This is a genomic window from Micromonospora sp. DT178 (genome assembly GCF_049841695.1).
Lineage (GTDB): Bacteria > Actinomycetota > Actinomycetes > Mycobacteriales > Micromonosporaceae > Micromonospora.
The window spans coordinates 1-16,968 of sequence record NZ_JBNCKV010000012.1; the positions used below are offsets into that span (position 1 = coordinate 1).

General features: G+C 73.8%; 17 protein-coding genes. 9 read left to right on the plus strand and 8 right to left on the minus strand.

What is annotated here, in order from left to right; all coding sequences use genetic code 11:
* Window positions 1-77: 77 nt before the first annotated feature.
* Both ACLQ22_RS21940 and ACLQ22_RS21945 read right to left on the minus strand, forming a co-directional pair.
* On the minus strand, window positions 78-656 hold the full coding sequence (locus ACLQ22_RS21940) for an AAA family ATPase (protein WP_425693961.1): 579 nt from the start codon (window positions 654-656) through the stop codon (window positions 78-80).
* A 142-nt stretch (window positions 657-798) separates the two neighbouring features.
* Entirely contained in the window at window positions 799-2,436 is a 1,638-nt protein-coding gene (locus ACLQ22_RS21945; RefSeq protein ID WP_425693962.1) for a BCCT family transporter, read from the minus strand.
* A gap of 523 nt (window positions 2,437-2,959) precedes the next feature.
* On the opposite strand from ACLQ22_RS21945, the gene ACLQ22_RS21950 reads away from it, so the two are divergent.
* Window positions 2,960-3,544: a D-alanyl-D-alanine carboxypeptidase family protein gene (locus tag ACLQ22_RS21950; RefSeq protein ID WP_425693963.1), complete on the plus strand. Its 585-nt coding sequence runs from the start codon at window positions 2,960-2,962 to the stop codon at window positions 3,542-3,544.
* A 4-nt stretch (window positions 3,545-3,548) separates the two neighbouring features.
* Complete coding sequence (locus ACLQ22_RS21955) at window positions 3,549-4,817, plus strand: hypothetical protein (RefSeq protein WP_425693964.1); 1,269 nt, start codon at window positions 3,549-3,551, stop codon at window positions 4,815-4,817.
* 23 nt (window positions 4,818-4,840) lie between these two features.
* Here ACLQ22_RS21955 and ACLQ22_RS21960 read toward each other — a convergent pair whose 3' ends face one another.
* The 3 genes from ACLQ22_RS21960 to ACLQ22_RS21970 all read right to left on the minus strand — a co-directional run bounded on the left by ACLQ22_RS21960 (window position 4,841) and on the right by ACLQ22_RS21970 (window position 7,285).
* Entirely contained in the window at window positions 4,841-5,776 is a 936-nt protein-coding gene (locus ACLQ22_RS21960; protein ID WP_121397852.1) for a TauD/TfdA family dioxygenase, read from the minus strand.
* 87 nt (window positions 5,777-5,863) lie between these two features.
* On the minus strand, window positions 5,864-6,622 hold the full coding sequence (locus ACLQ22_RS21965; protein WP_425693965.1) for a thioesterase II family protein: 759 nt from the start codon (window positions 6,620-6,622) through the stop codon (window positions 5,864-5,866).
* Between the two features lie 273 nt (window positions 6,623-6,895).
* On the minus strand, window positions 6,896-7,285 hold the full coding sequence (locus ACLQ22_RS21970; protein WP_425693966.1) for a DUF2267 domain-containing protein: 390 nt from the start codon (window positions 7,283-7,285) through the stop codon (window positions 6,896-6,898).
* A 150-nt stretch (window positions 7,286-7,435) separates the two neighbouring features.
* On the opposite strand from ACLQ22_RS21970, the gene ACLQ22_RS21975 reads away from it, so the two are divergent.
* Genes ACLQ22_RS21975 through ACLQ22_RS21985 form a run of 3 tightly spaced genes read left to right on the plus strand, consistent with a single transcriptional unit; the run spans window position 7,436 to window position 9,711 of the window.
* Window positions 7,436-8,119 (plus strand): helix-turn-helix domain-containing protein, encoded by a 684-nt coding sequence (locus ACLQ22_RS21975; protein ID WP_425693967.1) that lies wholly within the window; start codon window positions 7,436-7,438, stop codon window positions 8,117-8,119.
* A gap of 59 nt (window positions 8,120-8,178) precedes the next feature.
* Window positions 8,179-9,288, plus strand: coding sequence for an ACR3 family arsenite efflux transporter (arsB, locus tag ACLQ22_RS21980; protein WP_425693968.1), 1,110 nt, complete (start codon window positions 8,179-8,181; stop codon window positions 9,286-9,288).
* Window positions 9,289-9,303: 15 nt separating this feature from the next.
* On the plus strand, window positions 9,304-9,711 hold the full coding sequence (locus tag ACLQ22_RS21985; RefSeq protein WP_366642592.1) for an arsenate reductase ArsC: 408 nt from the start codon (window positions 9,304-9,306) through the stop codon (window positions 9,709-9,711).
* Window positions 9,712-9,771: 60 nt separating this feature from the next.
* On the opposite strand, the gene ACLQ22_RS21990 is transcribed toward ACLQ22_RS21985, so the two are convergent.
* From ACLQ22_RS21990 to ACLQ22_RS22000, 3 genes are read right to left on the minus strand one after another with little or no spacing between them, the layout of a single operon-like run.
* Window positions 9,772-11,130 (minus strand): MGH1-like glycoside hydrolase domain-containing protein, encoded by a 1,359-nt coding sequence (locus tag ACLQ22_RS21990; protein ID WP_425693969.1) that lies wholly within the window; start codon window positions 11,128-11,130, stop codon window positions 9,772-9,774.
* Window positions 11,127-11,945: a TIM barrel protein gene (locus ACLQ22_RS21995; RefSeq protein ID WP_425693970.1), complete on the minus strand. Its 819-nt coding sequence runs from the start codon at window positions 11,943-11,945 to the stop codon at window positions 11,127-11,129. The genes ACLQ22_RS21990 and ACLQ22_RS21995 overlap by 4 nt, the downstream gene beginning before the upstream one ends.
* Window positions 11,945-12,982, minus strand: coding sequence for a zinc-binding dehydrogenase (locus tag ACLQ22_RS22000; RefSeq protein WP_425693971.1), 1,038 nt, complete (start codon window positions 12,980-12,982; stop codon window positions 11,945-11,947). The genes ACLQ22_RS21995 and ACLQ22_RS22000 overlap by 1 nt, the downstream gene beginning before the upstream one ends.
* A gap of 116 nt (window positions 12,983-13,098) precedes the next feature.
* On the opposite strand from ACLQ22_RS22000, the gene ACLQ22_RS22005 reads away from it, so the two are divergent.
* The 4 genes from ACLQ22_RS22005 to ACLQ22_RS22020 are packed head-to-tail and all read left to right on the plus strand — an operon-like array spanning window position 13,099 to window position 16,962.
* On the plus strand, window positions 13,099-14,493 hold the full coding sequence (locus ACLQ22_RS22005) for an ABC transporter substrate-binding protein (RefSeq protein WP_425693972.1): 1,395 nt from the start codon (window positions 13,099-13,101) through the stop codon (window positions 14,491-14,493).
* Window positions 14,490-15,452, plus strand: coding sequence for a carbohydrate ABC transporter permease (locus ACLQ22_RS22010; protein ID WP_425693973.1), 963 nt, complete (start codon window positions 14,490-14,492; stop codon window positions 15,450-15,452). The genes ACLQ22_RS22005 and ACLQ22_RS22010 overlap by 4 nt, the downstream gene beginning before the upstream one ends.
* Window positions 15,452-16,318 carry a carbohydrate ABC transporter permease gene (locus tag ACLQ22_RS22015; RefSeq protein WP_425693974.1) on the plus strand — a complete coding sequence of 289 codons (867 nt, stop codon included), beginning with the start codon at window positions 15,452-15,454 and terminating at the stop codon, window positions 16,316-16,318. Before ACLQ22_RS22010 ends, ACLQ22_RS22015 begins: the two co-directional genes overlap by 1 nt.
* Window positions 16,319-16,368: 50 nt before the next feature.
* Complete coding sequence (locus ACLQ22_RS22020) at window positions 16,369-16,962, plus strand: GNAT family N-acetyltransferase (RefSeq protein WP_425693975.1); 594 nt, start codon at window positions 16,369-16,371, stop codon at window positions 16,960-16,962.
* The last annotated feature ends 6 nt before the right edge of the window (window positions 16,963-16,968 follow it).

The window sequence follows — 16,968 nt, forward strand, 5'->3', positions numbered from 1 at the left end:
AACAAGCCGAACAGCAGCACCAAGAAAACGAAAGCCGCGAATAGTCCCAGGCCACGACGCACAGGTTAAAGATCAAGCTAGCTGAGGCAGCCGAGGAGTCCCCGGTAGGCCTCGTCCACCCTGCCGTGCTCGCTGCGCACCACCCTGGTCCCGGGCCGGGCGGCGACGACCGCGAGCAGGCGGTCGTACATCGCCGCCAGCTCGGTGGTCCCGCCGTGCCGGTCGAGCAGGCGCTGGGCGTCGAGATGCGCCGGATCCGTGGAGGTACGGCTGCGTTCGGCGAATCGCCGCAGCGCGTTCTCCCTGCCGTCGAGCAGGACGATCTCGTGGAACCGGGCGCCGGTGTCGTGGGCCACGCGCTCGGCCTGTTCGATGAACTCAAGACGGCCGAGGAACTGCGGGACGATCACGTCGTGGTGGCCGGCCAGGTGCGCCCGGGCCGCTGCCAACGCGACGGCGCGGGCGAGCAGACCGGCGGGACCGGCATGGTCACGCCACTGCCCGATGAGATCACGGATCCGGTCGATGTCGAGGTCGAGCGCGAGAGGGTGGTCCTCGACGTACCTGCGGGCCAGCGTCGACTTGCCGCACCCGGGTGGCCCGTTGAGCACGATCAGGCGCGGCGCCGACGCGTCAGCCGGCTGAGCCTGTGTCACGACACGCCTCCTCGGTCGGCCCGGCGCCGCCGGCAGGCGCCGCCCGTACGGACGCCCACGATGGTACGTCCACGACCCGGAGCCCACGTGCGGCGCGGGCCGCCCCGGGGTTCGGGGGACGGCCCTCGCCGCACGCGCCGGCTCAGGAGGATTCGGGCTTCGTGGCGGCCGGTGGCGCGCCGGCGGTCACGAGGGCCCGCAGTTGCGGGGCCATCGTGGCGCTGTCGGGCTCGCGACGCAGCTCGCGTAGCAGCCCGACGACCATGCCGACCATCACGAACAAGAACGGCAGCGCGGCGAGGATGGTCAGCGACTGCAGGGCGGACAGCCCGCCGGCGAGCAGCAGCACCGCGGCCACCAGGCCGGTCAGGACGCCCCACATCGAGACCAGCCAGGCCTTCGGCTCCAGGTTGCCGCGCGAGGAGAGCGTGCCCATCACCACCGAGGCGGCGTCGGCGCCGCTGACGAAGAAGAGCGCCACCAGCACCATGACCAGGATCGCGGTGACGGTGAAGAACGGGAACTCCCGCAGGACCGCGAAGAGCGCCGCCTCCGGGCTCTCCTTCACCGCGGCCGACAGGTCCGTGCCGTTGAGTTGCAGGTTGATGGCGGTACCGCCGAACACCGAGAACCAGACGAAGCTGACGAGGCTCGGGATGGCCACCACACCGAGAACGAACTGGCGGATGGTGCGGCCCTTGGAGATGCGGGCGATGAAGGCGCCGACGAACGGGGTCCAGGAGATCCACCACGCCCAGTAGAAGATGGTCCAGCCCGCCATCCACTGCTCGCCGCCGAAGGCGCCGGTGCGGAAGCTCATCGGGATCAGGTCGTAGAGGTACCCGCCGGTCGACGCGGTGAGCGTGTTGAGGACGAAGACCGTCGGGCCCACCACGAGCAGGAAGAACATCAGCGCCACCGCGAGCACCATGTTGGTGTTCGACAGGAACTGGATGCCCCGCTTGACGCCCGTGACGGCGGAGACCACGAACGCCACGGTGAGCACCGCGATGATGCCGATCGCCAGCGGGGTGGACTTCGGCACGTCCCAGAGGTTCGTCAGGCCGCTGTTGATCTGCAGGGCGCCCAGACCGAGGGAGACGGCCGACCCGAACAGCGTCGCGAAGATCGCGAAGATGTCGATCGCCCGGCCGGGTCCACGGTCGGCGCGCTCCCCGATGAGCGGGAAGAAGGCGCTGCTGATCAGGCCGCGCCGACCCTTGCGGAAGGTGAAGTAGGCCAGCGCGAGGCCCACCACGGCGTAGATCGCCCACGGGTGCAGCGCCCAGTGGAAGAAGGAGTACTCCATGGCCACCCGCGCGGCCTGAGGTGAGTTCGGTTCGTTGAGGCCGCGCGGCGGGGTCGCCAGGTGCGACAGCGGCTCGGCGGCGCCCCAGAACATCAGGCCGATGCCCATGCCGGCGCTGAACATCATCGCCACCCAGGAGACGGTGGAGAACTCGGGTTCGTCGTCGTCGCGGCCGAGCTTGATCCGTCCGTACCGGCTGAGCGCCAGCCAGGCCGACAGCACCACGAAGCCGGTGCTGGCCAGCACGAAGACCCAGCCGAACGACCGGACCACCCAGTCGAGCGCGGTGCCGGTGACCGAGGCGAGGTTGTCGGTGGCCAGGATGCCCCACGCGACGAAGAGGACGGTCACCGCGGCGGCGACGCCCAGTACCGTCCGGTCGATGCCCTGCGCGGGGCGGCCCGGCCGGGGTGGCGCGTCGCCCGGCGGGGTGTTGTCGTCGGTTGCCGGACCTGTCGCGGACACGGTCATGGTCTGTGGACCTCCGTGGGCTGCCGGGCCCGCAGGCCGCGTTCCCGGCTCCGCGCGCGCCGGTCGGCCCGCATCTCGGGTTGTCCCCGCACCCCTTCTGGGCGCCCGGGAACTCGGAAAGTTGTCGCTGACGGTGCCGACGTCGTTCCGGCGGGCGTGTAGGTCCACCGGAGCTCGGCTGCCGCGGACGTCGGCGACGACCGGCGATTACTCTCGGCGTCGATGTTGGAGGGGACCCTGCGGTTTGATGACAGTCCGGTGACAAAACCGGCGGTCCGGCGATCTCCGGTTCCCGTTCCCGCTGAGTAGTCGTACTCAGGACCACGCGTGACGGTTGCGGAATTCTGACTCCATGATTCCGGTCGATGACATGGAGTGCCACGGGTCCGGGGCATCGACGACGCGACGGCCTCCTGTCCGACCGGAGTCGCCGGCCGGGCCCCGGATCAGGTCTGCCGTCGTCCGCCTCGCCCGGCAGGCGAACATCATGACCGCGGCCCGGTCCGCCCGGCGCCGCGATCGCGTGTACAGGGCCGTCACGCTGACCCTGGCGGTGGTGCTCCTGCCGGTGGCGTTCGTCGTCGCGCGCGGCCGGGCGAAGCATGTGGCCTGCCAGTGGGCACTGGCGGCGCGCTTCCCGGCCGAGGACCTGGCCGGCCTCACGCCCGCCACGCGCGCGGCCTTCGAGGCCGCCCGCGCGCAGGCCCTGTGGCGCGACGGCGAGTTGATCGGGCTCACCTCCGGGCACCGGACCGCCGAGGAGCAGGCACGCCTGTTCGCCGAGGCGGTCCGGCGCGCCGGTTCCCCGGAGGCGGCCCGGCTGCGGGTGCTGCCGCCGCACGAGTCGCGGCACGTGGCGGGCACCGCCCTCGACGTGCGGCCCACCGAGGGCGCGCGCTGGTTGGAGACGTACGGCCCGCGCCACCATCTGCACCGGGTGTACGACAACGAGTGGTGGCACTTCGAGTACCGACCCGGTCGTCGTCCCGGGCGGCTGCCCCACCCGGGTGCCTCGACGCCCCCGACGGTGGCCCACGCCCGGCCGTCGCGGCTGGTGCGGGCCGCCGACCGACAGGTGGTGAGGACGACCCCCGAGCGGGCACAGTGAAGCGGTGACGACCGACATCCGTACCCCCCTGGCCCGCTACGCCGACCGCCTGCACGCCGTGATCGGCGACGGGCACCACGTCGCCTCCCCGCTCGGCGCGTGGCTGCTGCTGGCGCTCGCCGCGCCGGCCGCCACCGGCCCGACCCGCGCGACGTTGGAGGAGGTGCTCGGCACCGACGTGGCGGCCGCCGCCGAGGCGGCGCACGGCCTGCTGGCGGCGCCGCACCCGCTGGTGCCCTCGGCGACCGCGTTCTGGCACCGGCCCGGCGTCGAGACGCCCGGGCTCGACGGGTGGCGGGCCGCCCTGCCCGCGTCGACCGGGACCGGGCCGCTGCCGGACCAGGCCGGGCTCGACGCGTGGGCCCGCGAGCACACGCTCGGCCTGATCGAGTCGTTCCCGCTGACGGTCACGCCGCAGGTGCTGCTGGTGCTGGCCAGCGCCCTGGCCACCCGGGTCTCGTGGGCGACTCCGTTCGAGGTGGCGCCGGCCGACGCGCTCGGGCCCGGCAGTGCCTGGGCCGGCGGGCTGCGCCGGGCGCTGCGCAGCCCGGAGCACGGCCACCGCTGCTGGATCGCCGACACCGCGCGGGCCGGCACCGTCGCCGCGCACGCCGCCCCCGCCCAGCCGGCGCGGACCGCCGACGGGGCGGCCGGGCTGCTGGTGGTCTCCGTCGTCGCGGCACCCGACGTGCCGGCCGGGGACGTCCTCGCGGCGGCCCACGAGCTGGCGACGGCCGCCGCCGACACGCCCGAGCGTGAGCTGCCCGCACGGCGGCGTTCCCTGTTCGACGTGCCGTTGGGCGAGGGCCCGCTGTGGACGCTGCGCGAGGAGCCGACCCGGACGTACGCGCCAAACGGCCGGGAGGAGCGGGCGACGGCGGTGCTGCCCTGCTGGTCGGCCCGCAGCCGGCACGAGCTGACCGCGCCCGGGCTGGGCTTCCCCGCCGTCGCGCGGGCGTTCGGCGAGTTGCTGGATTCGCCGGGGCTCGAGTTCGAGGCGGCCCAGGCGGCCATGGCCCGCTACGGCCGGTACGGCTTCGAGGCGGCGGCCGTCACCGCCTTCGGCGCGACGCTCAGCCTGCCGCCGGAGGGGGTGGCCCGGGTCGCGGAGCTGCGCTTCGGCCACCCGTACGCCGTGGTGGCGGTCGCCACCGACGAGCGGACCGGCGACGGCGCGGCCGGCCCGTGGCACGCGGTGCCGGTCTTCTCCGCCTGGGTCGCCGACCCGGAGGAGCTGCCGGAGGCCGACGTCGCGGACCGCTACGAGGTGTAGCCCGGCCCGGGACGCGACCCGGATCAGGGGGTGTGCGGCTCGGCCATGGCGACGGCGATCTTGCGGGGGCCGGTGAACGGCTCCCGCCCGTGCGCGGCGGTCATGTTGTCCACGACCAGCACGTCGTCGCGCCGGTAGTCGAAGCGGACACTGGCCGCCCGGTACGCGGCCCGCAGGTGGTCCACGACGTCGGCGGGGATCTCGCCGCCGTCGCCGTAGTACGTGTTGGCCGGCAGCCCCTCGGTGCCGAACATGGCCAGCAGCCCCTCCTGGAGGTCCTCGGCGAGGGTGCTCACGTGGAAGAACGTGGCGTGGTTGAACCAGCGCGGGGTGTCCGAGCCGGGCCGGTGGTGCACGACGTCGCGCACCGCGCGGGTACGCAGCCCGTCGGCGCCCCGCCACTCCAGCTCGATCCGGTTCGCCGCCGCGTACGCCTCGACCTCGGCACGGTCGTCGGTGCCGAAGACGTGCTGCCACGGGGTGCCGAAGTCACCGTGGAAGTTGCGCACCAGCATCCAGCGGCGGCGGACGAACTCCTCGCGTACCGCCGGATCGATCTCGGCGTACACCCGGCGGACGTCGGCCAGCGGGGTGGCGCCCCGCGTCTGCGGCGGGGTGAGGCAGTAGAAGAACAACGTCAGCGGCCAGCGGGCCTGGTACGAGTTCTCGTTGTGCAGGAAGATCTCCTCGTTCGGCGGGTAGTCGGTCGAGGTGTAGACCCGGCCGGCGATGGCGTGCCGGGGCGACGAGCGCTCGGTGTAGACCAGCGGCTCACCGGACAGCGCCCGCACCGCCCGGTCGAAGCCCTCGACGCCGCCGACGTCGAACCCGCGGAACAACAGCCCGCCGTGCTCCACCAGGCTCGCCCGCAGCTCCGCGCGGCGGGCGGCGATCAGCTCGGTCAGCTCGCGGCCGTCGTTCTCGACGACGACCGGCAGCGTGGCGGTCCGGTCACTCATGCTCTCACTCCTGTCGTCGCCCGCCGTCGCCGCGGGCGGTCGCGGGACAGCGGGATGGCTGCCCCGACGGCGGCCGGGGCGGGCGGCTCACCCGTTGTGGCGGGTGGCCGCGTCGGTGCGGGCGGCGGTGAGGTCCGCCCGGATCACGGCGAGCAGATCGGGCAGCCGCTCGTTGAGGAAGAAGTGCCCGCCGTCGATCTCGTGCAGGGTGAAGCCGGCGGCGCTGTGCTCCCGCCAGCCGTCGCTGTGCTCCCGGCTGACGGTGTTGTCGCCGCGGCCGCTGAACGCCACGATCGGCATCGGCAGCGGCTCCTCGGGGGTGTAGCGGTAGTCGTCCACCTGGGCGAAGTCGGCGCGCAGCAGGGGTAGCAGCAGCTCGACCAGCTCCGGGTACTCCAGCAGCCCGGCCGGCATCCCGCCGCCGGCCTCCAGGCGGCGCAGCAGCTCGTCGTCGTCCACCCGGGACAGCCCGTCGAAGTGGCTGGGCGCGTGGACGTGCGGGGCGCGGGCGCCGCCGACGTAGAGCCGCAGCGGCAGTGGACGTCCGGCGCGGCGCAGTTCGCGGACGACCTCGAAGCCGACCCGGCCGCCCATCGAGTGACCGTAGATCGCGTACGGGCCACGGATCCGTTCGGCGATGGCGTACGCGACGTCGACGACCTCGAACACCGGGCTCTCGCCGATCCGGTTCTCGCGGCCGGGCAGTTGCACCGGCAGCACCTCGATGTCGGGGCCGAGCCCGTCCTGCCAGCGCCGGAAGACGGTCGCGCCTCCGCCCGCGTAGGGCAGGCAGAACAGTTGGACCGGCGCCGGGTGCCGGCCGCCGGCGGAGAGGAACCAGGTCACCGCGCGCCTTCCGTCGAGGGGGACCGCTCCGGTGCCGCTGCCGCCGGAACGGGTGACGGGTCGGTCCGGCGCGCCGGACCGACCGAGGTGCGGCGCCCTCCGAGACATCGGCGGGCCGACCGCGATCGGGCCGCTCGCCATGCTCCACGAGGGGCCTCATGGTCTGCCTATACCTTCACGTCGGAAGCAGCATAGGGCTCGATGCCAGCGCCCCGCGAGGATCCGCGTGGCATCCCGCGGCGACGGGTGAGCGGACGGTGACGGGGTGGCCGGTCAGGCGTCGTCCGGCCGGGGGATCGGTTGGGTCATGCCGTCGAAGTCCCGGGGCAGCCGGGCCACCATCTCGCGGAACTCGTCGACGGTGACCGCCTCCCGCAGGGTGGCGAAGACGGCACCGGTTCCCGCCCGGGCGGTGGCCTCGTCCGTCCCGGCCCGCTCCCCCACCCGACGCACGAAGTCCGCGGGACCGGGCGCGCTGCCCGGGCCGCCGCCGGAACCGGTCCCCGCGAGATAGCCGTCGAGTTCGTCGGGGAGGCGGCCGGCCGCACCGCCGCTCATCCGCTCCACCATGGTCTGCAACACGGCACGGGCGATCGTGGCGGCCTGGGCGGTGGGCAGTCCGGCGCGGCGGGACACCGCATCGACGAATAGGGGAAACCGCACGGCAGGCTCCTGTCGTCACCGGGCCCGCGCTTACCCGCCCCCGGTGCCGGCAAACGGCCTCCCCGCCGGGGCGGGCGTCGCGCGTACGGAAAGGTGCGCCGCGCCACCGCCGCTTGACACCGACCGAATAGATCAGCGATGGTTGAGTCAATGAATGCTGAAGCTTCCCTGGCTGCGCGCGCCCGGATCCACGCCGCCCTCGGCGACCCGGCGCGCCTGGCGATCGTGGACGCGCTGCTGCTGGGCGACTCCTCCCCCGGCGAGATCGCCCACGCCCTCGACCTGCCCACCAACCTGGTGGCCCACCACGTCAAGGTGCTCACCGACGCCGGCCTGGTCACCCGCACGCGTTCCGAGGGCGACCGGCGCCGCACCTACCTGCGGCTGTGCCCGGCGGCCCTGTCGACGCTGGCCCCGCCGCCACTGGCCGAGGCGGGCCGGGTGGTCTTCGTCTGCACCCACAACTCGGCCCGCTCCCAGCTCGCCGCCGCCCTCTGGACGCGGCGCACGCACGCCCCGGCCGCGTCGGCGGGCACCGACCCCGCCCCCCGGGTGCACCCGCGCGCCGTGGCGGTGGCCCGCCGCCACGGACTGCGCCTCGACCCGGTCGGCACCGCCCACGTCGACGACGTCGTCCGCGCCGGGGACCTGGTCGTCGCCGTCTGCGACAACGCGCACGAGGGCTTCGGCGGTGCGGCCCGGCCCCGCCTGCACTGGTCGGTGCCAGATCCCGTCCGCGTCGACACCGACGAGGCGTTCGAGGCGGCGTACGCCGAACTCGAGGCCCGGGTCGACCGGCTCGCCCCCGCCGTCACCGCCGGAGCGCCGAGCTGACCGCCGGCCGCCCGCACCACCCGACCGCCGCACGCACCGACGACCCGAACGGGAGCCCCGTGAGCACCACCACCCACGACGATCCGGCCGACGTGGCCGTGGTGGGACGCCTGTCCCGCCTCGACCGGTTCCTGCCGCTCTGGATCGGCCTCGCGATGGCTGCCGGCCTCCTCCTCGGCCGGCTGGTCCCGGGCCTGGACGCCGCGCTGGACGCGGTGCGGATCGGCGGCGTCTCGCTGCCCATCGCCCTCGGGCTGCTGATCATGATGTACCCGGTGCTGGCCAAGGTCCGCTACGACCGGCTCGGCGCCGTCACCGGCGACCGGCGGCTGCTGCTCTCCTCGCTGGCGCTGAACTGGATCGTCGGGCCCGCGCTGATGTTCGCGCTGGCCTGGTTCTTCCTGGCCGACCAGCCGGAGTACCGCACCGGCCTGATCATCGTCGGGCTGGCCCGCTGCATCGCCATGGTGGTCATCTGGAACGACCTGGCCTGCGGCGACCGGGAGGCCGCCGCCGTGCTGGTCGCGCTCAACTCGGTGTTCCAGGTGCTCGCGTTCGGCGTGCTCGGCTGGTTCTACCTCGCGGTCCTGCCGGGCTGGCTGGGCCTGGAGGGCGCCGAGCTGACCGTCTCGGGCTGGGACATCGCCCGTAACGTGCTGATCTTCCTCGGCGTCCCGCTGCTCGCCGGCTACCTCACCCGCCGTCTCGGCGAGCGGGCCCGGGGCCGCGACTGGTACGAGCGCCGGTTCCTGCCGAGGATCGGCCCCACGGCGCTGTACGGGCTGCTCTTCACCATCGTCGTCCTGTTCGCCCTCCAGGGCGAGGCGATCACCGACCGACCGCTGGACGTGGCCCGCATCGCCCTGCCGCTGCTGGTCTACTTCGCGGTGATGTGGGCCGGGTCGTACGCCCTCGGCCGGGCGGTCGGCCTCGGCTACGCGCGCACCACGACGCTGGCCTTCACCGCCGCCGGCAACAACTTCGAGCTCGCCATCGCCGTCGCCATCGGCACCTTCGGCGTCACGTCCGGGCAGGCCCTGGCGGGCGTGGTCGGGCCGCTGATCGAGGTGCCGGTCCTGGTCGCCCTCGTCCACGTCTCGCTGTGGGCACGCCGCCGGTTCTTCCCGTCGCCCGCCCCGGGCCGGCCCACCGTCCCCGTCGCGCGCTGAGAAGGAGCACCTTCCATGACCACGAAGCCCACCGTCCTCTTCGTCTGCGTACACAACGCCGGCCGTTCGCAGATGGCCGCCGGCTGGCTGCGGCACCTCGCCGGCGACGCCGTCGAGGTGCGCTCCGCCGGGTCGGCGCCGGCCGGGACCGTCAACCCGGCCGCCGTCGAGGCGATGCGGGAGGTCGGCATCGACATCAGCGCACAGACGCCGACCCTGCTGGAGTACGCCACCGCCGAGTCCTCCGACGTCATCGTCACGATGGGTTGCGGCGACGCCTGCCCGGTCTTCCCCGGCCGGCGCTACGAGGACTGGCAGCTCGACGACCCCGCCGGCCGCAGCGTCGAGGACGTCCGGCCGATCCGCGACGAGATCCGGGCGCGGGTGCAGCGGCTGCTGCGGGAGCTGGTCCCGGCCGGCTGACCGGGCGGGTGGGCTCAGCCGGCGGGGACGGATCGACCGACCCACCGGGAACGGGTCGGCTCAGCCGGCCGGGTCGTCGGCGAGGACGTCGAGCAGCAGCGCGGCCGTCCAGCCGAACGCCGGCGAGCCCAGCCCGGCCCCGGAGTCCGGGTGGAAGTACTCGTGGCAGCCGGAGCGGGCCACCAGCTCGATCATCGAGTCGCGCAGGCCGGCCGCCAGGTCCGGGCGGCCGTGGCGCAGCAGCCCCCGGCGCACCAGCCAGTTGACGTTCATCCAGCTCGGCCCGCGCCAGTAGCGCAGCGGCTCGAAGTCCGGGGCGGTGCGGTCGTGGCTGGGCAGCGGCCGGTCCATCCGGGCGGCCAGCCCGAAGCGCGGTGAGCACGCCTCGGCGACCAGCGCCGACACCTGCCGGGCGGGCAGGTCGGGCAGGATCAGCGGGGCCAGGCCGAGCACCGTCCGGGCCGGCACGAGGCGGTCGGCGCGCAGGTCCCGGGGGTGGAAGGTGCCGGTCGTCGGGTCGTACAGCCGGCGCACCAGGGCCTCGGTGATCCGCGCGGCGCGCTCCCGGTGCGGGCCGGGGTCGGCGCCGACCAGCGGCGCGATCCGGACGAGCGCGTGCTCCGCGGCGCCCATGGCGGCGTTGACCAGCGGGCACTCCACCAGGAACGGGTGCCGGCCGGCGAGGTCGTCGTCGCGGTAGCGGCGCTCGCGGTAGGCCGCCACGATCGCGACGTAGCGCGCGTAGTCGAGGTCCGTGGGGCGGTGCGCGGCGTCGGCGTGCGCGGTGTCGTGCCGGCGGTACGCGCGCATGACGGCCACGTCGGCGGGCACCGCCGCCATCGACGCGTCCCAGGCGGGGCTGTTGTCCAGCCCGGACTCCCACGGGTGGACGATGCAGGCCAGCCCGCCCCCGCCGACGTCCCGGCGGGTGGCGAGGTAGCGCTGCTGGCCCACCAGCCGGGGATAGAGCCGGCGCAGCGCCGCCCGCCCGGCCCCGGAGGGGGACCGCCGGTACGCCAGCCAGGCGGCGGGCGCGTGCACGGGCGGCTGGATCAGCCCGGAGGTGGCGGCCGCCGGGGCGCCCTCGGCGAGCCCCGACTCCCAGAACTCCGGCCCCGGGAAGTACGAGCCGACGCGCAGCTCCGGGTTGAAAACGATGTGCGGCACCCGCCCGTCGACCCACTGGGCCCGGAACAGGCTGGCCAGCTCGCACCAGGCGCGGTCGGGGCGGACGTGGGACCAGCCGATGGCGATGAACGCCGAGTCCCAGCTCCACTGGTGCGGGTAGAGGGTGCGCGAGGGCACCGTGTGGTCGTGTTCCCAGTTGGCGTCGAGGGTGGCAACGGCGAGGCGGCGCAGGGCCCCGACGTCGCGGGCCCCGGCGGTGGTGTGCGGGCCGCCGGCGGTCCCGGTGCTCACGCCGCCGCCTGCCGGGGCTGGGCGTGGCGCAGCACGGTGGCCGCCTGGTGCAGGGCGCGGACGGGGTCGCCGCGCAGCCGGCACTCCAGCGCCAGCCAGCCCCGGTAGTCGATCTCCAGCAGGGTGCGGACCAGCGCCGGCCAGTCGAGGTGCCCGGCGCCCGGCTGGAGCCGGTTGGAGTCGCTGACCTGCACGTGCCCGAGGTACGGCGCGGCGGCGCGCAGCGCCCGGTGCACGTCGTCCTCCTCGATGTTCATGTGGAAGGTGTCCGCCACCACCCGCACCGAGGGCAGCCCGACGGCCGCGCAGAGGTCGACCGCGTCGGCGAGCCGGTTGACCATGTGGTCCTCGTACCGGTTGAGCGGTTCCAGGAAGAGGATGACCCCCTCGGCGCGGGCGTGCTCCCCCAGCTCGCCGAGGGCGTCGACGAGCACCTGCCGGTCGGCGGCGGGTGAGCGGGGCGGCTCGAACGGCGGCAGCCGCCGGGAGAACATCCCCCACGCGGCCGGGGTCATCGCGCCGACGCCGCCCAGCTCGGCGATCACGGAGAGCTGGGAGCGGAGGTTGCGCACCGCGTCGCGGGAGCGCCCGGGGTCGAAGTCGCCGATGAAGTGGTCCATCTCCACGCAGACGGTGGGCATGACCACCCCGGCGGCGCGGGCCCGGCGCAGCTCGGGCAGCCGGCGGGCGAGGCCGAGGTCGCCGGAGCCGCGCAGCTCGATCGCGTCGTAGCCGAGCGCGGTGGCGAGCGCGTACTTCTGGATCAGGTCGGTGCCCGGCAGGAGCTGCTCCTGACAGGCCAGGGGAATCGTCATCAGAACCTCAGCACCACTTGGAGGACGTCAGCGTCACCGCGGTCGAGCAGCGCCAGCGCGTCGGCCACCGCGCTCGCGTCGACGACGTGGCTCACCAGCGGCAGCGGGTCGACGCTGCCCTCGGCCACCAGGTCCATGAAGGTGTGTGCGACGCGGGCCCCGGTCCACCGGCCGGCCATGCCGGGCGCCGGGGTCGGCCCGGAGACCTGGGCCGCCACCAGCTGGATCCGGTTGTGGTGGAACTCCTCACCCAGGCCGAGCCCGTCGGCCTGTCCCTGGTAGAAGCCGGCGGCCACGACGCGGCCGGCGTGGGCGGTGGAGCGGATCGCCTCGTGCAGCGCCGGGTACGCCCCGGACAGTTCCAGGCAGACGTCCGCGCCCCGGCCGCCGGTGGCCCGGCGCAGCACGGCCGCGGCCGACTCGGCGCCCGCGTCGACGACGGTCCGGGCGCCGAGCCGGCCGGCGTGCGCCAGCCGGGCGGGCACCCGGTCGACGGCGACCACCCGCGCGCCGGAGAGGACGGCGAGCCGGGTGGCGAGCAGCCCGATGACGCCCTGCCCGAAGACCGCGACCCAGTCGCCCAGGTGCAGGTCGCCGGCGAGCACGGCGGTGAGGGCGATCGCCCCGGGGCGGGCGAAGACCGCGGCGAGGGGGTCCAGCCCGGCGGGCAGCGGATGCACCGTGCCAGCGGGCACGACCGCCTCGGCGCGGTGCCCCCAGATGCCCCAGACGACCTGCCCGGCCCGGCGGTCGGCCACGTCGGGCGCGACCTCGACGATCTCGCCGACCTCCTCGTAGCCGAAGCCCACCAGCGGGTACGGCACGGCGGTCTGCCGGGGCACGAACATCCGGCTGACGTCGTCCCAGTCCTTGCTCAGCCGGGGGTTGCTGCCCCGGTAGAGGGTGAGCTCCGTGCCGGCCGAGATGCCGGAGTAGCAGGTGCGGATCCGGACCTGGCCGGGGCCGAGCGGATCCGGGGGGCAGGGCTCGAGGCTGATCCGTCGGGGCCCGGCGAGTGAGACAACCCAGTTGACCATGAGTCACATCCCGGTAGCACTGGGCTCCATCGTAGGCAGAAAATCGGTATATGTCTTGTAATTGATCAATCCAACGCGTTGAATCCCTTCTATACCCTTCGAGAGGAGTGCCACCGATGTCAGCACCTCCGATGCGGATACTCGCCGCCACCCTGATCATGGCAGTCACCGGGACCGCCCTGCTGGCCTGCGGCGACGAAGAATCCGACAGCAACAGCAAAAAGATCACCGTGTGGAGCCTGGAGGACGTGGCCGACCGGGTCACCGCCACCAAGGCGATCATCGCGGACTTCACCGCCAGCACCGGCATCGCCGTCGACCTGGTCACCGTCAACGAGGACCAGTTCCCCGCCCTGATCGCCTCCAGCGCCGCCGCCGGTGAACTGCCCGACGTGGTCGGGTCGGTGTCGCTCGCCGGCGTGCGCACCCTCGCCGGCAACGAACTGCTGCACTCCTCGGCGAACGCGGAGGTCGTCGAGAAGCTCGGTCGGCAGACCTTCTCGTCGCGGGCCCTCGAGCTGACCGCCGACGACGGCCGGCAGCTCGCCGTGCCCAGCGACGGCTGGGGCCAACTGCTCGTCTACCGCAAGGACCTGTTCGCCGCCGCCGGACTGCCCGCCCCCGACACGTACGAGAGGATCGCCGCCGCCGCCACGAAGCTCAACACCGGCGGCGTCGCGGGCATCACCGCCGCCACCGCCCCCGGCGACGTGTTCACCCAGCAGACGTTCGAACACCTCGCGCTGGCCAACAACTGCCGGCTCACCGACGACTCCGGGGCCGTGAAGCTGGACTCACCGGAGTGCGTCGAGGCGTTCCGGTTCTACGGCGACCTGATGCGCACCAGCTCGGTCAAGGGCGCGCAGGACGTCGACACCACCCGGGCCACCTACTTCGCCGGCAAGGCGGCCATGCTGGTCTGGTCGCCGTTCATCCTCGACGAGCTGGCCGGCCTGCGCAACGACGCCAAGCCGACCTGCCCGCAGTGCCAGGCCGACCCGACGTTCCTCGCGAAGAACAGCGGCTTCGTCACCGCGATCAAGGGCCCGAACGGCGTCGAACCCGCCCAGTACGGCGAGATCAGCTCCTGGGCCGTGCTCGACGGCGCCGCCGCCGACCCGGCGAGGTCCTTCGTGGAGCACATGCTCGGCGACGGCTACCCGCGCTGGTTCGGCATGTCCCCCGAGGGGCGCTTCCCCGTCCGCAAGGGCACCGCCCAGGAGCCGGAGAAGTTCCTCACCGCCTGGAACACCAGCCAGGCCGGCGTGGACGCCAAGAAGCCGCTCTCCGAGGTCTACGGCGACGAGGTGCTCGCGGCCCTGCGCCGCAGCCCCGACACCTTCCAGCGCTGGGGCCTCACGCAGGGCCAGGGCAAGCTCGTCGGCGCGATCCTCGGCGAGCTGCCGGTGCCCAAGGCCCTCAACGACGTGGTCGCCGGCAAGACCGACGCCGCCGCGGCCGCCGGACGGGCGAAGAAGGACGTGGAGGCGATCAAGGCGGGCGTCAATTGACCACCGCCCCACCGGACACCGGCCGCTCCCCCGCCCGGGAGCGGCCGGCCCCGGCCCGCCGCCGCAGACCACTGACCCTGCGCCGCCGCGAGTCCCGCGCCGGGCTCGCGCTGGTCGCCCCGACCCTGCTCGTCGTGGTCGCCGTGATCGGCATCCCCATCGTCTGGACCGTCGTGCTGGCTTTCCAGCGGGTACGCCTGGCGACGCTGCGGCGTACCGGGCTGTTCGGCGAGTTCACGATGGACAACGTCCAGCGGGTGCTGAACACCCCGGGCTTCGCCGACACGCTGTGGACCACGCTGGTCTACGCCGTGGCCAGCACCGTCGGCTCGATCGTGCTCGGCCTGGTGGCGGCGCTGGTCGTCCGCCGGCCGTTCCGGGGCCGCACCCTGGTACGCGCGTCGATGCTGCTGCCGTACGTGGCGCCGGTGGTCGCGGTCACCTTCGTCTGGCAGGTGATGCTCGACCCGCAGCTCGGCATCGTCAACGACTGGGGCCGGCGGTTCCTCGGCTGGGACACCCCGGTGCCGTTCCTGTCCCAGGAGTCGACCGCCCTGGCCACGGTCGTCGCCTTCGAGGCGTGGCGCTACTTCCCCTTCGCCTTCCTGTTCCTGCTCGCCCGGCTCCAGGCGGTGCCAGGGGAGCTGGAGGAGGCGGCCCGGGTCGACGGGGCCACGCCCAGCCAGCGGTTCCGGCACATCCTGCTGCCGCAACTGCTGCCGGTGATCGGCCTGCTGGGGGTGCTGCGGTTCATCATGACGTTCAACAAGTTCGACGACGTCTACCTGCTCACCGGCGGGGCCGCCGGCACCGAGGTGGTCAGCGTCCGGGTCTACGAGTTCCTGACCGCGCGTACGGACATCGGCGCGGCGGCGGCGCAGGCGGTCGTGCTCGCCGTGGTGCTCATCGTGTTCGTGGTGGTGTACCTGCGCTTCTTCGGCGGACGGAGGGACGGCTGATGGACCGGGACCGGATCGAGACGGTGGGCCTGCGCTGGCTGCGCCGGCTGGTGATCGCCGCGTTCCTGCTGATCACCGTCTTCCCCTTCTACTACATGCTGGTGCTCTCGGTGCGCCCCATCGAGCGGCTGCTGCTCGACCCCGGCTCGCTGGTGGTGGGCCTCGGCGAGCTGACCTTCGACACGTACGCCGAGGTGGTGAAGGCCGTCGACGACGGCGGCCAGGGTTTCCTCACCTTCATGCGCAACAGCGGCCTGGTCGCCGTCGCGGCGACGCTGCTGACGCTGGCCGTGGCGATCCCCGGCGCGTACGCGGTCGCCCGGCTGCGGTTCTTCGGCCGGCGGCAGGTCGACTTCCTCTTCCTGGCGGTCTACCTGTTCCCGTCGATCGTCATCGCCATCCCGCTCTTCGTGGTCTTCACCCGGGCCGGGCTGCGCGGCTCGCTGCTCGGCCTGGTGCTGGTCTACATCTCGCAGACCCTGCCGGTCTCGGTCTACATGCTGCGCAACTACTTCGAGACCATCCCGGTCAGCCTGGAGGAGTCGGCCGCGATCGACGGCGCCGGGCGGCTCGGCATCATCCGCCGGGTCAGCCTCCCCCTGGCGGCGCCGTCCATCATGGCCGTCGCCCTGTACGACTTCATGATCGCCTGGAACGAGTTCCTGTTCGCCCTGCTGTTCCTGGTCGACAAGCCGCACCGGTGGACGGTGTCGCTGGGGCTGGCGCAGCTCGCGGACGGCGTCGAGGTGCCGAAGACGGTGCTCATGGCCGGCTCGGTGATCCTCACCCTGCCCATCGTGATCCTCTTCTTCGCCAGCGAGCGCCTGCTCACCGAGGGGCTCACCAGCGGCGCGGAGAAGGGCTGAGGCCGTGGGCGGGGTTGCCGCGCCGTGGGCGCCGACGGAGGATGTGCCGGGTGGATTCCTCCCCCGACGCGCTCCCCGACGCCCCGTCCGCGGCTGCCCCGCCCGCTGCCGGGGTGCTGCTGCGCGACGTGCAGCCGGACGACCTCGACGTCTACGTACGCCTGCGCTGCGATCCGGCCGTGATGGTGGAGCTGGGCGGCCCGCAGCCGCGTGACCGCGTGGCCGCCCAGCTTCGGCGTGACCTCGAGACCGTGCGGGACGGCAGCGCCTGGATCAAGATGATCATCCCCGACGGCGGCGCGGAGGCGGCCGGAACGGTGACGTTGTACCCCCACGGGGGCGTCTCGGAGATCGGCTGGATGGTCGTGCCGGAGCACCAGGGCAGGGGCCTGGCAGGCAGGGCCGTCCGCGCCGTGCTCGACCTGGTCCGGGCGGACGGCCGGTGGGGCCTCGTCCACGCCTTCCCCGCCACGACGAATGCGGCGTCGAACGCCATCTGTCGGTCGGGCGGCTTCGTCTTCGTCGGCGAGGAGCAGACGGAGTTCGCCGGACGCCTCTTCCGCACCAACCACTGGGTCGTCGATCCGTCGGCCCGCTCCGGCGGCCCGCCGGCAGGACGCCCCGGCGGCGTCCTGCCGACCTGAGCAGGC

What these genes read in the sequence shown, in the direction of transcription:
- ACLQ22_RS21945 (WP_425693962.1), bottom strand. Translation starts at nt 2,436, where the DNA reads ATGACCGTGTCCGCGACAGGTCCGGCAACCGACGACAACACCCCGCCG.
- ACLQ22_RS21960 (WP_121397852.1), bottom strand. Translation starts at nt 5,776, where the DNA reads ATGAGTGACCGGACCGCCACGCTGCCGGTCGTCGTCGAGAACGACGGC.
- ACLQ22_RS21975 (WP_425693967.1), top strand. Translation starts at nt 7,436, where the DNA reads ATGAATGCTGAAGCTTCCCTGGCTGCGCGCGCCCGGATCCACGCCGCC.
- ACLQ22_RS21985 (WP_366642592.1), top strand. Translation starts at nt 9,304, where the DNA reads ATGACCACGAAGCCCACCGTCCTCTTCGTCTGCGTACACAACGCCGGC.
- ACLQ22_RS21995 (WP_425693970.1), bottom strand. Translation starts at nt 11,945, where the DNA reads ATGACGATTCCCCTGGCCTGTCAGGAGCAGCTCCTGCCGGGCACCGAC.
- ACLQ22_RS22000 (WP_425693971.1), bottom strand. Translation starts at nt 12,982, where the DNA reads ATGGTCAACTGGGTTGTCTCACTCGCCGGGCCCCGACGGATCAGCCTC.
- ACLQ22_RS22005 (WP_425693972.1), top strand. Translation starts at nt 13,099, where the DNA reads ATGTCAGCACCTCCGATGCGGATACTCGCCGCCACCCTGATCATGGCA.
- ACLQ22_RS22015 (WP_425693974.1), top strand. Translation starts at nt 15,452, where the DNA reads ATGGACCGGGACCGGATCGAGACGGTGGGCCTGCGCTGGCTGCGCCGG.